The sequence below is a fragment of the Actinomadura terrae genome (genome assembly GCF_022751215.1).
GTDB lineage: Bacteria > Actinomycetota > Actinomycetes > Streptosporangiales > Streptosporangiaceae > Spirillospora > Spirillospora terrae.
Genome location: NZ_JAICDG010000005.1, coordinates 48,143 through 61,901 on the forward strand (window position 1 = coordinate 48,143; position 13,759 = coordinate 61,901).

Genomic DNA, 13,759 nt, shown 5'->3' on the forward strand with positions numbered 1-13,759 from the left:
GTTGTCAGGCGTCGCCGGGCGCCCCCGAGGGGCCGCCCGGATGGGCCGGACCGAACGATGCCGTCCCGGATGGCCGGGCCGCACATGGGGATCGGAGCCGTTCGGCCGTTCTCGACGTCCCCCGCGAAGTTTTCCCGAAAAACTAGCGATGGCCCTCGTTCAGCGCCTTGACCTGCGAGCACAGGGCGGTGAACACGAGCGCGTCCGGCATGTGGCCCGCGATCGCGGCGAGCGCCGTCCGCTCGCCGCGCGTGCGGACCGCCACCACGCCGTTCTCGATCACGACGTCGCGGACGGCGTGCCACGGCACCCGCTCGCCCTCCTTGCCGACGCCCTCCAGGTCGACGGTGAACGGGTCGAGGCGCACCTCGTCGCCCGCCTTCACCGCCGCCAGATGGCGCGGGACCTGCCGGGACGTGACCTCCGCCGCCACCGCCTCGCCGAGGTCGGCGAGATCCGGCAGCTCCTCCCCGAACCGCAGGACGCGGCCGTCCTCGGCGAGGAGGGTCAGGCCCCAGCGCGTCCGCCGCCCCTCCCGGACGCCGGACAGGGTGACCGAGACGAGCTCGTCCCAGGTGTAGGAGAGGTCCCCGTCCGGGCCGCCGCCGACCGCGAGACCGCCGGTGAACAGGCTCACCACCCGGTTGCCGTGGCGCAGCGCCGCGCCCCTGACCACCGGCGCGGCGACGAACGCGCAGGCCGCCGCCAGCAGCGCGGCCGGGACGCCGAGCCACCACACCCCGGCGGCCGTGAACACGATCGCCGCCGCGAGGAGCATCACCGCCACCGCCCCCAGCAGGAGCAGCCACCCCACGGCGCGCCGGTAACCGCCCCGGCCGTCGAAGGCCCGCTCGAACTCCCCGAGCCGCTCCGGCGCGTCGTCCGCCCGCTCGGCCTCGTCTCTTCCCACCCCTGGTGGCTCCGTGTCGTCTCGTCTCATCCGGTGGCGCGCGCCCACGTCCACGCGTACTCGGGGTCCTCACAGCGCCGCGCCGCCGCGCCGAGCCGCAGCGGACGGAAGGTGTCGATCATGACGGCCTGCTCGGCCGAGGTGTCAAGGCCCTGCCGTACCCCTTCGATCACCGCCTCCACCGCGCCCGGCTGCGGACCATGAGTAAAGCCGGACGGATGCAGAGAAATCGACCCGATACCGATGCCCGACCCCTTGCGCGCGGAGTAGTCACCGCCCACATAGAACATCATTTCGTCGCTATCCACATTGTGGTGGTTGTACGGGATCGGCACCGCATCATCGTCGAAGTCCAGCGGTCTCGGACAGAACGAGCAGACCACGAAGCCGGGCCCCTCGAACGTCTGGTGGACGGGCGGCGGCGCGTGCGTCCGCTTCACGACGGGCTCGAAGTCGTCGATCGAGAAGGCGTAGGGGTAGAGGCAGCCGTCCCAGCCGACCACGTCGAACGGGTGGTGCAGGTAGGTCAGCCGCGACAGGCCGTCCCGGGTGCGGACGAGGACCGGCGTCTCCCCGCCCTCCACCAGCATCGGCTCCAGCGGGCCGCGCAGGTCGCGTTCGCTGTAGGGGGCGTGCTCCAGGAACTGCCCGTACTGCGACAGGTAGCGCTTCGGCGGCCGGATATGCCCCCGGGCTTCGACCACCAGGGCCTTCAACGGTCCTTCCGGCAGCCAGCGGTGGATCGTCCCCGTCGGAATGACCACGTAGTCGCCTTCGGACACGTCCAGCACGCCGTAGGTCGTCTCCACCCGGGCGCGCCCGGTCTGGACGTACACGACTTCCGATCCGACCGAATTGCGGTACAACTCGCTCGGGCCGCCCGTACCGTCCGTCGCGGCGAAGGAGATCTGGACGTCCTGGTTACCGAACAGCACCTGGCGTCCGAGAACGAGGTCGTCTCCCTCAGGAAGATCCTGGGTGCGATAGGCGCGCGGTCGCAGAGGGAAGTTCGGCGCCAGGCCCGCCTCCTCGGGCAGCACACCCTCGCTCCTGGTGATCGCCGTCGGCGAGTGCCGGTGGTACAGCAGGCTCGAATCGGACGAGAATCCCTCCTCGCCCATCAACTCCTCCGCGTACAGGCCACCGTCCGGACGGCGGAACTGCACGTGACGCTTGCGCGGAATCTCTCCCACGACCCTGTAGTAAGGCACCGTCGCCTCCTCCCGGGACGTCGCCGATCCAGGCTCCCGCCGCTCTCCGGACGGCGGTTCGGTCACCCACCCCTTGCCTCCATACCGTACGTCTCTACCCTTAACGCACACATGACGCCGCTGATCACGTTGAAGTTGGGGTTAACCCCCCCTGGGGCTGGCTAATGTCGCTGTGGGGACGACCTTGGAGTCCCCGCACGCGTCACTCCCCGGAACGAGAGCCATGCCATCTGATCCCACCCGCCCCGGTGCTCCCCGCTACACGCCGGTGCAGCGGCGGCTGCTCACCGCGACCGCCGGTCTCGTCGTCGCCGCGCTCGCGGGCGGCGCCTACGTGCTGACCTACGACCTGCTGCGCGACCTCGCGATCGAGGGGCGGGCGAGCCGCCGCTGGGCGCCGATCTACCCCGCGATGACCGACGCGCTGACCGCGATGACGATCCTCTCGCTGGTCATCACCCGGAACGCCCTCTGGTGGACCCGGCTCCTGCGCTGGACGCTGCTGCTCGTGCTCGTCGCGGGGGTCGCGGCGATCTCCGTCCAGCACTCGCTGCGCGGTTTCGACAAGCTCTCCGACGACCCGCTGCGGGTGGGCGTCGCGGTGGCGCCGCACGTCATGCTGGTGATCGCGCTGTGGCTCTGGCTGACGATGTTCAAGCAGATCAGGACGGCCCGGCCGGCCGCCGGGGAGCCGGAGCCGCTGGACGGCCAGCGCGGCCACGTGAAGGTCATCGAGCCCGCGCCGAGCGCCCGCCCCGCCCTCGAATCACGACCGGAGATCGACGCGCCGCCCGAGCTGGAGTCGCGACCCGAACTCGGGGCGCCCGCCGAGCCGGAACCATGGCAGGAACCGGAGCCGCGGGATGCACCGGAACCGCGGGATGCACCGGAACCGCGGGATGAGCCGGAACCGCGGGATGAGCCGGACGCCGCGCCCGAGCCCGAGCACGACCACATCCCGAGCCTCGGCCCGCTGGCGATCGGCCCGCCCGCCACGCTCCCCACCGACGTCGAGCTGGTGCGGGACCCGGCCAAGGCGCCGGAGAAGGAGCAAAGGTCCGCCCGGACGACCCGTCCCGACCTGGTCATGCCGAACCCCCGCGCGGCGGAGGGCGAGGAGTACGACCCCCCGCCCGCCGACCGCGCCGAGGACCCCGACGCCGACGACGACCGGGAGCAGCGCCCCCGCACCGCCGACGAATCCGGCGAACTGCCGATCTTGAACTGGAATCCGCCGCCGTCCGGCAGCTTCCGCAGTTCGCCCGTCCCGCCCGCCGAGTAATCGCGCGCCTTTTCACGGCCTTTGCTGGTCTTTGTGGTCGTACTGTCGGCCGGTCCCGGACGGATCCGGAGGCTCCCGGGCAGATCAGAAGCCCGGACACCGGGGAAGGTACCTCTCCATGACGACCGTTACGTGGGTTGAGGTCAACGAGGAGGCCGGCTTCGGCGTGGAGAACCTGCCCTACGGGGTGTTCTCGCGGCCGGGGGAACTGCCCCGCGTGGGCGTCGCCATCGGGGAGCGCGTCCTCGACCTGGCCGGGCTGTCGGCCGCCGGGCTGGTCGACGACCGGCGCTGCTTCGCGTCGGGATCGCTGAACGCCTTCATGGTGGCGGGCCCCGCGTCGTGGCGGGCCAACCGCACCCGCCTCGTCGAGCTGCTGACCGACGAGGCGCACCGGCCCGAGGTCGAGCCGCACCTGATCCCCGTCGCGGACGTCAAGCTGCTGCGCCCCTTCGAGGTCGCCGACTACGCCGACTTCTACTCCTCCGAGCACCACGCCTCGAACGTCGGCCGGATCTTCCGCCCGAACAGCGACTCGCTGATGGCGAACTGGAAGCGGCTGCCGATCGCCTACCACGGCCGCGCGGGCACGGTGTACCCGTCCGGGACGCCGATCATCCGGCCGTCCGGGCAGCGCAGGACGCCCGGCGAGGCGGAGCCGTCGTTCGGCCCGACCCTCCAGCTGGACTTCGAGGCCGAGGTCGGGTTCGTCGCCGGGGTGCCCTCCCCGGCCGGACGCGGCGTCCCGACCTCGGCGTTCCGCGACCACGTGTTCGGGTTCGTCCTGGTGAACGACTGGAGCGCGCGCGACATCCAGAACTGGGAGTCGCGGCCGCTGGGCCCCTTCCTGAGCAAGTCGTTCGCGACGTCGATCTCGCCGTGGGTGGTGCCGGTCGCGGCGCTGGAGCCCGCGCGCGTGACGCCGCCCGTCCAGGACCCGGCGCCCCTCCCCTACCTGCGCTGCGACGAGCCGTGGGGCCTCGACCTGCATCTGGAGGTCCTGATCAACGGGCAGGTCGCGGCCCGCCCGCCGTTCGCGTCGATGTACTGGACGGCTCCGCAGCAGCTCGCACACGCCACCGTGAACGGCGCGCCGCTGCGCACCGGCGACCTGTTCGCGTCCGGCACGGTCTCCGGGCCCGAGCGGCACCAGCGCGGCTGCCTCCTCGAACTGTCGTGGAACGGCCGCGAGCCCGTGGTGCTGGACGACGGCACCAAGCGCACGTTCCTTGAGGACGGCGACACGGTCACGATCCGCGCGAAGGCCCCCGGCGCGTCCGGCTCCCGGATCTCGTTCGGCGAGGTCACCGGCACCGTCCACCCCACAGTGTTGTGAATAAGTCCCGGCTGTATTTATTAAGTCCCGGCCCACGTCCCTCGCCTGGCGGCTCGGGACGTGACCGTGCCTTTGCGGGCGCGGAATCGCTTCGCGATCTTCCCGGAGGGGCTCGCCTCCGGCATCGCCCCACCGCTCAGTTAGCGCGCCCGCGTGACGGCTGAGGTCGTTAGGCGGCGCTCCGCACGGGCCGTGACCGCCAGCGCGACGCCGGTCATCCCGGCGAGGACGCCCCACACCGGGACGAAGCTGCCGGTGGTGTCCCTCAGCAGCCCCAGCAGGGGCGGCGAGAGGATGATCGCGATCTGGTTCACCGACATGGCCAGCCCCAGCGCGAAGCCCGTCTTGCCCGGCGGCGCCGACTCGGCGACATAGGCGACCCAGGGGCCGTACCAGCCGTATCCGAAGAACCCCAGCCAGACGAACAGCAGGCAGGCCGCGGGCGCCGTCCGGCCGAGGGGCGTGACCAGCGCCGCCATCCCCGCGACGACGGCGACCATGCAGATCATGACCGACGCGTAGCGCCCGGACCCGCCGCGGTCGCTCCAGGCCGCCATGCAGATCCGTCCGGCCACGCCCGCCCCCTGCGCCGCCACCAGGACGAGCGCCGCCGCGCCCGCGCCGAGCGCCGTCACGTCGTGGAGGTACAGCACGGTCAGGACGAGGATGCCGCTCTGCACCGAGATCAGGCTCGTCCCGGACAGCATGATCTTCACCATCGACGGCTCGCGCAGCATCCGCACCCGCGCGCCGAACGAGACCCGCTCACCCCGGGGGACGTCCGGCATGGGCGGCGCCCGGTAGAACCCCATGAAGACGACGGCGCCCGTGAGCGCGACAAGGCCACCGGCCACGAGCGACGTCCGCCACCCGTAGGCGTCGGCGATCAGGGGCATCACCGCCGCGGCGAGCGCCCCGCCCAGCGGCAGCCCGGCCTGGCGCAGCCCCATCGCTAGCCCGCGCTGCGACGCGTCGAACCAGGACGCGACCGCCTTGCTGCCGCCGGGCTGGGCGGTGCTGTAGCCCGCGCCGACGACCAGCAGGACGCCGAGCAGCGCCGCGTATCCCGGCGCGAGGCTGCCCGCGCCCAGCGCCGCCGCGACCACGCACGCCCCCGCGCCGACGACCCAGCGCTCGCTGTAGCGGTCCAGCAGCTCGCCCGCCACCACCAGCCCCACCAGCGGGACGAACTGGGCCGCCGACAGCAGCAGCCCCAGCTCCGCCGTGCTCAGATCCAGGTCCCGCTGGAGGCCGATGCCCATCGCCCCGATGCCCTGCACGAAGAAGCTGGACGCGGCCTGCGCGAACGTGGCGATGCCGAGAACGACCCACCGGTAGGTCACGGACGCCAGTACAGCGCCGGGTCGGGATGGTCGGTGAAGCCGAGATCGCGGTAGAGCGGCGCACCGTCGTGCGACGCGAACAGGTCCACGCGGGCGACGTCGCGCTCCCGGAACCAGTCGAGCAGCGCCCCCATGATCGCCCGGCTGTACCCGCGCCGCCGGTACTCCGGGACGGTGACGACGCCCACCACGTGCCCGACCCGGCCGTTCCGCGAGTGCGGGCCGGGGAACCACTGCTCGATCGTGCCGATGCCGCACGCGGCGAGGCCGTCGTCACCGTCGATGACGAGGATGTGCGCGTCGTCGTCGGCCAGCTTCTCCTTCATGACGCGCGCCAGCGCCACCAGCCACTCGTCGTCGCCGTCGGAGGGGTTGAAGTACTCACCGCCGAGGTTCTCGAACAGCATCGCCCGCAGGCGCATCAGCTCCGGAACGTCGTCCTCGGTCGCGCGCCGCACCGCGTTCGTCCTGCTCACAGGGTTTGTCATGGACATAGCATGATGTAATGGGCTTATGCACCTCAACCCTTACGGAGAGGACGCCGTCAACCTGGCCGCGGATCTGGCCAACCGGCGTCCGGCGAGCCCCGGCGAACTCGCGGACCGCTGCCGCGCCGCCGGTCTCCTGCTGGACGGCCCCGCCACAGCGGACGACCTCGACCGCGTCCACACCGCCCTGGACGCCTGGGAGAAGGTCGTCGACGCGACCGACGAGCACGAACGCGCCGACCTGCTCAACCGGATCCTGGCGGCCTCGGCCTCCTACCCCCGGCTGACCGACCACGGCGGCGCCGGCTGGCACCTGCACTACCGCGACGAGCACCAGACGCTCGGCTCGCTGCTGTCGTCGCTCATCTCCGTCGGCACGGCCCTGCACCTGGTCGGACGCGGCATGCACCGGCTCCGCCGCTGCGCGGTCACCGAATGCACCACGATCTTCGCCGACACCACCCGCACCGGCCGCCGCCGCTACTGCTCGCAGCGCTGCTCCAACCGCGACGCCGTCCGCCGCCACCGCTCCCGCACTGTGTGAGTCAAGTCCCGGCCCAAGGCACTCGCCTGGCGGCGCGTGCCTTGACCGTGCCTTGGCGGGCGCGGAATCGCTTCGCGATCTTCCCGGCGGGGCTCGCCTCCGGCATCGCCCCACCGCTCAGTTAACGCGCCCGCGCGAGCGCTGAGATCGCTTCGAACACGCTCAGGGTGCCTGGCGCCCGACTCCCGTTTCAACCGGTGCCGGTGCGGGCGTGGTCAGGAGGCGGGGACGACCAGAGCCGTGGCTATGGCGGCGAGGCCTTCGCCTCGGCCGGTGAGGCCCAGGCCGTCGGTGGTGGTGGCCGAGAGGGTGACCGGGGCGCCCGCGAGGGCCTCGGTGAGGGTCTTCTCGGCCTCGGCGCGGCGTCTGCCGATCTTGGGACGGTTGCCGACGACCTGGATGGAGACGTTGCCGATCGTGAATCCGGCCTCGTCGGCGAGGCGGGCGACCTCGCGCAGCAGCGCGACGCCGGACGCCCCGGACCAGCGCGGGTCGGCGGTGCCGAAGACGGCGCCCAGGTCACCCAGGGCGCAGGCCGACAGGAGGGCGTCGCACGCCGCGTGCGCGGCGACGTCGCCGTCGGAGTGCCCGGCCAGGCCGTGGCCCTCGCCCGGCCATTCGAGCCCGGCGACCCACAGCGGGCGCGGCTCCGACGAGAACGGGTGGACGTCGGTACCGACGCCCACCCGTGGAAGCCGTGCGCTCAACTCAGCTGGCCAGGACCTCGTCGAGCAGGGCCTCGGCCTTGTCCTCGTTGGTCTTCTCGGCGAGCGCGAGCTCGCTCACGAGGATCTGCCGGGCCTTGGCGAGCATGCGCTTCTCGCCCGCCGACAGGCCGCGTTCCTTGTCGCGGCGCCACAGGTCGCGGACGACCTCGGCGACCTTGTTGACGTCGCCGGAGGCGAGCTTCTCAAGGTTCGCCTTGTACCGGCGCGACCAGTTGGTGGGCTCCTCGGTATAGGGTGCGCGCAGCACCTCGAACACCTTCTCCAGACCCTCCTGGCCGACGACGTCACGGACGCCAACGTCCTCGACGTTCTCGACCGGGACCTGCACTGTCAGGTCGCCCTTGTCGACCTTCAAGACCAGATAGGTCTTTTCCTCACCTTTGATGGTGCGAGTCTCGATGGCCTCGATCCGAGCAGCCCCATGGTGGGGGTAGACGACGGTGTCGCCGACCTGGAAAGTCATGTGACAAGTACCCCTTCCGCTAAGACCAGGGTAGCACGGAAACGAGCGTGGCTGAACCGGCCTTGCGCGCATATGCGCAGGTCAACCCCCATATTGGGGTATTGACAAAGCCCTTTATTGGTGCATCTCGCCCCTGTTCCGCGTACGCAGGGTGACCAGAACACCACCATGATCCCGGCGAACCGCCCTTACCGGCAAGACCCTCCCGGGGCAAGACTTCAGGGAGCGGTCCAGCCGCCGATCCGCCCGTCGATCCGCCCGCGGAACCCCTGCCGATCGCGTGGAAGCGTCCCATACTGGAGGTGAACATGCCGGGCCGCGCGGGTACGAAGCGCCCGGAGGGGTCCGAAAGGGGCGCGGCGGGCATCGAAGGACGGTGAGGTAGCGCGTGAGGCCAGACGGCGACCCGGAGCAGCCCGATGACTACGGGCTCCCCCGCGTGGACGTCGTGGTGCCCGATGACGCCCGTGAGCTGGAACGCGACATCGTCGCCTACCGCCGGGAGGAGCGCAGGAGGCGGCGCAGGGAGCGGTTCGGACGTCTCGTCCGGCCGCTGACGCGGTTCGGCGTGGCCATCCCGATCATCGCGGGCGCGCTGCTGGTGGCCCTGCTGAGCGGCGCGCTGATGACCGCGTTCGGGCCCCGCCCGGCGCCGCGTCCGCCGGCCGCGCAGCTCGCGCCGCGTCCCACGGCGGGCGTCGGACGCATCGGCGGCCTGCTGCCCGCCGGGACGATCGACAAGGTCGACCGCACCCGCGTCCCGCAGCCGATCCGGGACCTGCGACCCGGCGTCATCGGCATCGTCCCGCCCGGTTACCGGTGCGACTCGCTGGTGGCGGAGCTGGCCGGACGGGCGCACGAGTACAACGTCAGCTTCTGGCTCGTCGCCGACCCGCGCCCCGTGGGCAGCACGCGCGGGGTGCCGATCAAGGAGCTGAGGTCCTGCGCGGGGACGGCCCACAACGGCACAGCGACCCTCCTCGAAGACCACCGGGGGCTGCTGGCCGGCGTCTATCTGCCTGCCGCGTCGCCTTCTCCCAGCCCGTCCGCGAGCACCTCCCCCGGCCCGTCCGGGAGCGCATCCGGGAGCCCGTCCGGCAAGGCGACGCCCGCCCCGCCGCCGTCCGACGCGCGGATGACCGCCGTCTTCGTCCAACTGGACGGCGTCGTCAACGACGTGGTGACCGCGCCGAGGCCCGGGCGGGAGCTCACCGAGAAGGTCAAGGCGTTGCAGTCCGGCTGACATTTTCGCCACCGTGTACGGACCCCGAGGCGGGGTGCGCGTGTCCACGCCGCTACGCTTCCCCTGGCGTGTCTCACGCCCTTCCCACCACATTCCAACGCCATTTCGCGAGGAGAACGACGCCGTGATCCGAAACAGCCGTCGAGTGGCCGTGCTCGCCGTCGCGGGCGCCGTCGCCATCGCACCGGTGCTCTCCGGCTGCGGCGCCGGCAGCGAGCCCCAGACCGCGGCCCCGACGCAGCTCACCGAGGGTGTCAACGCCACGGTGCCGAAGAACGAGCCCGAGGCCGCGCAGATCGACATCCGCAACATGTTCCTGCTGGGCCCGAAGCCCGACATGACGTTCGGCCAGGGCAGCGCGCTGCCGCTGTACGCCACGATCATCAACCAGGTGAAGGGGCGCCAGGACCGGCTGCTGTCGGTGTCCTCATCCGCCTTCGGCCAGCAGCGGATCACCGGCGGCTCGGTCGTGCTGCCGCCCGCCCAGCCGTCCGGGCAGGGCAGCGCCGTCCAGCTGGTCGGGCAGGCGCCCGCGGCGTCGCCCACCCCGGAGGGGACGAAGAAGCCGGGCAAGAAGAAGCCGAAGCCGGGCAGCACGCCGACGGGCGGCGCGTCCGCCGAGCCCGGCGCGAGCACGGAACCGGGCGCGACGGCGGAGCCGGGCGGCTCGCCGGGCCCCGGCACGCCCACCGGCACCGGCGCCTCCAGCAGCCCGGGCGCGGCCGCCTCGGCGAGTGGGACGCCCACCGGGCCCGAGAACACCATCGCACCCACCGCCGAGCCGACCGTTCAGGTCCCGCCGGGCGGCAAGGCGCCGCTGGTCGTGCTGATCAACCCGAGCCGGCCGCTGATCGGCGGCGAGCGCGTCACGCTGCGCCTGCGGTTCGAGCAGGCCGGTGTCATCGACGTCGCGGTGCCGGTGATCCCGCAGCAGGGCGAGTACGCCCAGTACACGGCGGTGTCGGAGGGCACCCCGGCGCCCGGGGCGGCTGTCCCGGCGCACCCGTCCGAGGGCGCCACGTCCGGCGCGCCCGCCACGCCCGGCGGCGAGAGCCCCGGCACGGGCGCGACCCCGGGCACGGGCGAGGGCGCCACGCCGGGCGCCACCACGTCCCCGGGCGGGGAGGGCGGAAGCACGGCCGGCCCCGAGGGCGGCCACTGACCCCACGGCACGCGAAACGGCCCGTACGGTTCTCACCGTACGGGCCGTTTTCTATCCCGATCAGGGCTCGAACTTGTAGCCCAGGCCGCGGACCGTGACGATGTAGCGCGGCGTGGACGGCGTCGACTCGATCTTGGCGCGCAGCCGCTTGATGTGGACGTCCAGCGTCTTGGTGTCGCCCACGTAGTCGGCGCCCCAGACGCGGTCGATGAGCTGCATGCGGGTCAGGACGCGGCCCGCGTTGCGCAGCAGCACCTCCAGCAGCTCGAACTCCTTGAGCGGGAGCTGGACGGGGTCGCCGCCGACGCTGACCACGTGCCGCTCCACGTCCATGCGGACCGGTCCAGCCTCGAGCGTCGCCGGGGTCAACTCCTCAACCTCGCCCTGGCGGCGCAGGACGGCCCGCATGCGGGCGACCAGCTCGCGGGTCGAGAACGGCTTGGTGACGTAGTCGTCGGCGCCGAGCTCCAGCCCGACGACCTTGTCGACCTCGCTGTCCTTGGCGGTCAGCATGATCACGGGGACGCTGGACTTGGCGCGCAGCTCCCGGCACACCTCGGTCCCGGGCAGCCCGGGGAGCATCAGGTCGAGCAGCACGAGGTCGGCACCGTTGCGCTCGAAGATGTCCAGCGCGTCGGGGCCGGTGGCCGCGACGGCGACCTCGAAGCCCTCCTTGCGCAGGTTGTACGACAGTGCGTCGCTGAACGACTCCTCGTCTTCCACGACGAGCACGCGGGTCACGGTGTTGCCTCCCGGGCGTTTTCCAGTGAGGACCCTTCGGCGGGGCGGCGCGGCCCCCTCTGAACAGTGTTCATCGCGCCGTTCCTCAGGGGTTGTGCGGTGCTGGGCGGGCGATCGACGCGCCGCCCTCGGGGCGGATCCGGGGGGCCGGCTCGGACGTGCCGGCCGCGGGGGCCAGGCCGGGGGCGGACGAGTGCAGCAGCGGAAGCCGGATGGTGAACGTCGATCCGGACCCCTCCTTGCTCCACACCGTCACCTCGCCGCCGTGCTTGGTCGTGACGTGCTTGACGATGGCGAGACCGAGGCCGGTGCCGCCGGTCTGCCGCGACCGCGCGGGATCGACCCGGTAGAAGCGCTCGAAGATCCGCTCCACCTCGCCGCCCGGAATGCCGATGCCCTGGTCGGTGACGTTGATCTCGACATGCCGATCGTCGCATCTGCGGGTCGAGACGACCACCCTCGTGTGCTCGGGGCTGTAGGCGACGGCGTTGTCGATCAGGTTGCGGAGCGCGGTGATCAGCAGCTCCTCGTCGCCGCGCACCTTGAGGCCGTCCTGGCCGCCGGTGGTCAGTTCGATGTCCTTGGCGGCGGCCTTGATCTGGCAGCGGTCCATCGCCTCGACGGTGATCTCGTCGAGGCCGACGGGGTGCAGCTCGGGCAGCGGCTCGTCGCCCTGGATGCGCGAGAGCGTCATGAGGTCCTGGACGAGGTTGGTGAGGCGCACCGACTCGTGCTGCATGCGCCCGGCGAACCGGCGCACGGCCTCGGGGTCGTCGGCGGCGCCCTCGACGGTCTCGGCCAGCAGCGACAGCGCGCCGACCGGGGTCTTCAGCTCGTGGCTGACGTTCGCGACGAAGTCGCGGCGGATCGCCTCGGTGCGGCGGAGCTCGGTGAGGTCCTCGGCGAGGACGAGCACGAGCCCGTGCGACCCGAGCGGCGCGACGCGGACCGCGAACCAGCGTCCGTCGGCCCTGCCGCGGCCGCGTCCGGGCCCGACCTGGATCTCCGTCTCGCGGATCTCCCCGTCCCGGCGGACGAGCCGGGCCATCGCGAGCAGCTCGTCCAGGACGAGCCGGTCGCCGCTGACCATCCCGAACGCGCGCGCGGCCGAGCTGGCGCGCAGCACCCGGTCCTCGCCGTCCACCACGACGGCCGAGGACCTCAGGACACTGAGCACCGACGCCACCCCGGGGGGCAGCGCTCCGACGGGCGCCGCCGGGGGCACCGCACGCTGGGCTCGCTCGCTCACGCGCACCGCCAATCCAGTAGCGAGCCCGATCGCGAGCCCGGCAAGCCCTGTCAGGCTCGCGACAATCTCGACCTCCACACCACGGATCGTAAGCGGCGTTGCCCCGTGTGCCGCCACATCGGCCCAGGCCAACAGGCCTCGTTCGCCGAAAGTTCACCTTCATATGTGGTTTGGTTCACGCTGGTCAGGGAGGGTATGGCGTGGACGAGTCCGCCCGCCGGCCAGGCGAGGCACCCCCTTTCGTCCCATTCGCCCCAAATGCAACTCCGTTGAACCTCGCTTGACCACCTCGCTTCGAACGCCGCTTCGAACTCCGCACAAGGGATGCTCAATTGCGCGACGCCTACCACGAGGAGCTCGACTCCCTCTCCGACAAACTGGTGGAGATGACCCGCCTCGTCCGGTCCGCGATGGCGCGCGCGGTGACCGCGCTGCTGGACGCGGACGTCCGGCTGTCCGAGGAGGTCATCAGCGGGGACGAGCTCGTCAACAAGATCGACGCCGAGATCGAGGAGACCGTCTTCGACCTCATGGCGCGCCAGCAGCCGGTCGCCGGCGACCTGCGCACGCTGATCACCGCCCTGCGGATGAGCGGCGACCTGGAGCGGATGGGCGATCTCGCGGTCCACATCGCGCGGACCGCGCGCCGCCGCCACCCCGAGTCCGCCGTCCCGCCCGAGCTCCAGGCGACGGTCCTGGAGATGGGCCAGATCGCCGAGCGGATGATCGCCAAGACCGGCAGCGTGATCGCGTCCCAGGACGTCGAGATGGGCCTGGAGCTCGACGCCGACGACGACCAGATGGACCGGCTGCACCGCCGCCTGTTCGACCAGCTGCTGTCCCCCAAGTGGAAGCACGGCGTCGAGCCCGCCGTCGACATCACCCTGGCCGGGCGCTACTTCGAGCGCTTCGCCGACCACGCCGTCCACGTCGCGGAGAACGTCGTCTACCTCGTGACGGGCCAGCGCCCGGAGGAGATCACCGAGGCCTGACCGGCCGACCCACCCCCGCACGATCAACCCGCCGCGGCTTACTCGGGGAGTTGCGGCGGGTTCTTGC

At 72.0% G+C, this 13,759-nt stretch carries 14 protein-coding genes; 6 read left to right on the plus strand and 8 right to left on the minus strand.

Annotation, left to right across the window (positions count from 1 at the left end):
- Positions 1–142: 142 nt before the first annotated feature.
- Positions 143–910 (minus strand): DUF6585 family protein, encoded by a 768-nt coding sequence (locus K2F47_RS29225; RefSeq protein ID WP_242908914.1) that lies wholly within the window; start codon positions 908–910, stop codon positions 143–145.
- A gap of 26 nt (positions 911–936) precedes the next feature.
- Positions 937–2,121, minus strand: coding sequence for a homogentisate 1,2-dioxygenase (locus K2F47_RS29230; RefSeq protein WP_242908916.1), 1,185 nt, complete (start codon positions 2,119–2,121; stop codon positions 937–939).
- A 223-nt stretch (positions 2,122–2,344) separates the two neighbouring features.
- On the opposite strand from K2F47_RS29230, the gene K2F47_RS29235 reads away from it, so the two are divergent.
- Together K2F47_RS29235 and fahA are read left to right on the plus strand one after the other, a co-directional pair.
- On the plus strand, positions 2,345–3,403 hold the full coding sequence (locus K2F47_RS29235) for a DUF2637 domain-containing protein (RefSeq protein ID WP_242908918.1): 1,059 nt from the start codon (positions 2,345–2,347) through the stop codon (positions 3,401–3,403).
- Between the two features lie 118 nt (positions 3,404–3,521).
- Positions 3,522–4,739, plus strand: a complete 1,218-nt coding sequence (gene fahA, locus K2F47_RS29240; protein ID WP_242908920.1) for a fumarylacetoacetase — start codon at positions 3,522–3,524, stop codon at positions 4,737–4,739.
- A 140-nt stretch (positions 4,740–4,879) separates the two neighbouring features.
- On the opposite strand, the gene K2F47_RS29245 is transcribed toward fahA, so the two are convergent.
- Positions 4,880–6,082, minus strand: coding sequence for an MFS transporter (locus K2F47_RS29245; RefSeq protein WP_242908922.1), 1,203 nt, complete (start codon positions 6,080–6,082; stop codon positions 4,880–4,882).
- A complete protein-coding gene (locus K2F47_RS29250) occupies positions 6,079–6,570 on the minus strand; it encodes a GNAT family N-acetyltransferase (protein ID WP_242908924.1) in 492 nt (163 codons plus the stop codon). The genes K2F47_RS29245 and K2F47_RS29250 overlap by 4 nt, the downstream gene beginning before the upstream one ends.
- 25 nt (positions 6,571–6,595) lie before the next feature.
- Between K2F47_RS29250 and K2F47_RS29255 the strand changes: the two genes are divergently transcribed.
- Entirely contained in the window at positions 6,596–7,114 is a 519-nt protein-coding gene (locus K2F47_RS29255) for a CGNR zinc finger domain-containing protein (RefSeq protein ID WP_242908926.1), read from the plus strand.
- A gap of 215 nt (positions 7,115–7,329) precedes the next feature.
- Here the strand turns inward: K2F47_RS29255 and ispF are convergent, their stop codons facing one another.
- Together ispF and K2F47_RS29265 are read right to left on the minus strand one after the other, a co-directional pair.
- The gene (ispF, locus tag K2F47_RS29260; RefSeq protein ID WP_242908928.1) at positions 7,330–7,800 is read right to left on the minus strand and encodes a 2-C-methyl-D-erythritol 2,4-cyclodiphosphate synthase; all 471 of its coding nucleotides are present in this window, start codon (positions 7,798–7,800) and stop codon (positions 7,330–7,332) included.
- A 22-nt stretch (positions 7,801–7,822) separates the two neighbouring features.
- A complete protein-coding gene (locus K2F47_RS29265; protein WP_067459337.1) occupies positions 7,823–8,305 on the minus strand; it encodes a CarD family transcriptional regulator in 483 nt (160 codons plus the stop codon).
- Positions 8,306–8,693: 388 nt separating this feature from the next.
- Between K2F47_RS29265 and K2F47_RS29270 the strand changes: the two genes are divergently transcribed.
- A complete protein-coding gene (locus tag K2F47_RS29270; protein ID WP_242908930.1) occupies positions 8,694–9,548 on the plus strand; it encodes a hypothetical protein in 855 nt (284 codons plus the stop codon).
- 124 nt (positions 9,549–9,672) lie between these two features.
- A complete protein-coding gene (locus tag K2F47_RS29275; protein ID WP_242908932.1) occupies positions 9,673–10,710 on the plus strand; it encodes a hypothetical protein in 1,038 nt (345 codons plus the stop codon).
- A 60-nt stretch (positions 10,711–10,770) separates the two neighbouring features.
- Here K2F47_RS29275 and K2F47_RS29280 read toward each other — a convergent pair whose 3' ends face one another.
- Positions 10,771–11,442: a winged helix-turn-helix domain-containing protein gene (locus tag K2F47_RS29280; protein ID WP_504913435.1), complete on the minus strand. Its 672-nt coding sequence runs from the start codon at positions 11,440–11,442 to the stop codon at positions 10,771–10,773.
- Between the two features lie 94 nt (positions 11,443–11,536).
- Positions 11,537–12,778 (minus strand): sensor histidine kinase, encoded by a 1,242-nt coding sequence (locus K2F47_RS29285; protein ID WP_242908933.1) that lies wholly within the window; start codon positions 12,776–12,778, stop codon positions 11,537–11,539.
- Positions 12,779–13,032: 254 nt separating this feature from the next.
- On the opposite strand from K2F47_RS29285, the gene phoU reads away from it, so the two are divergent.
- Positions 13,033–13,692, plus strand: coding sequence for a phosphate signaling complex protein PhoU (phoU, locus tag K2F47_RS29290; RefSeq protein ID WP_242908935.1), 660 nt, complete (start codon positions 13,033–13,035; stop codon positions 13,690–13,692).
- Positions 13,693–13,759 lie beyond the last annotated feature (67 nt).

Bases quoted from the DNA above. Each gene is read 5' to 3' on its own strand.
- K2F47_RS29235 (WP_242908918.1), top strand. From the start codon at position 2,345: ATGCCATCTGATCCCACCCGCCCCGGTGCTCCCCGCTACACGCCGGTG.
- fahA (WP_242908920.1), top strand. From the start codon at position 3,522: ATGACGACCGTTACGTGGGTTGAGGTCAACGAGGAGGCCGGCTTCGGC.
- K2F47_RS29250 (WP_242908924.1), bottom strand. From the start codon at position 6,570: ATGACAAACCCTGTGAGCAGGACGAACGCGGTGCGGCGCGCGACCGAG.
- K2F47_RS29255 (WP_242908926.1), top strand. From the start codon at position 6,596: ATGCACCTCAACCCTTACGGAGAGGACGCCGTCAACCTGGCCGCGGAT.
- K2F47_RS29265 (WP_067459337.1), bottom strand. From the start codon at position 8,305: ATGACTTTCCAGGTCGGCGACACCGTCGTCTACCCCCACCATGGGGCT.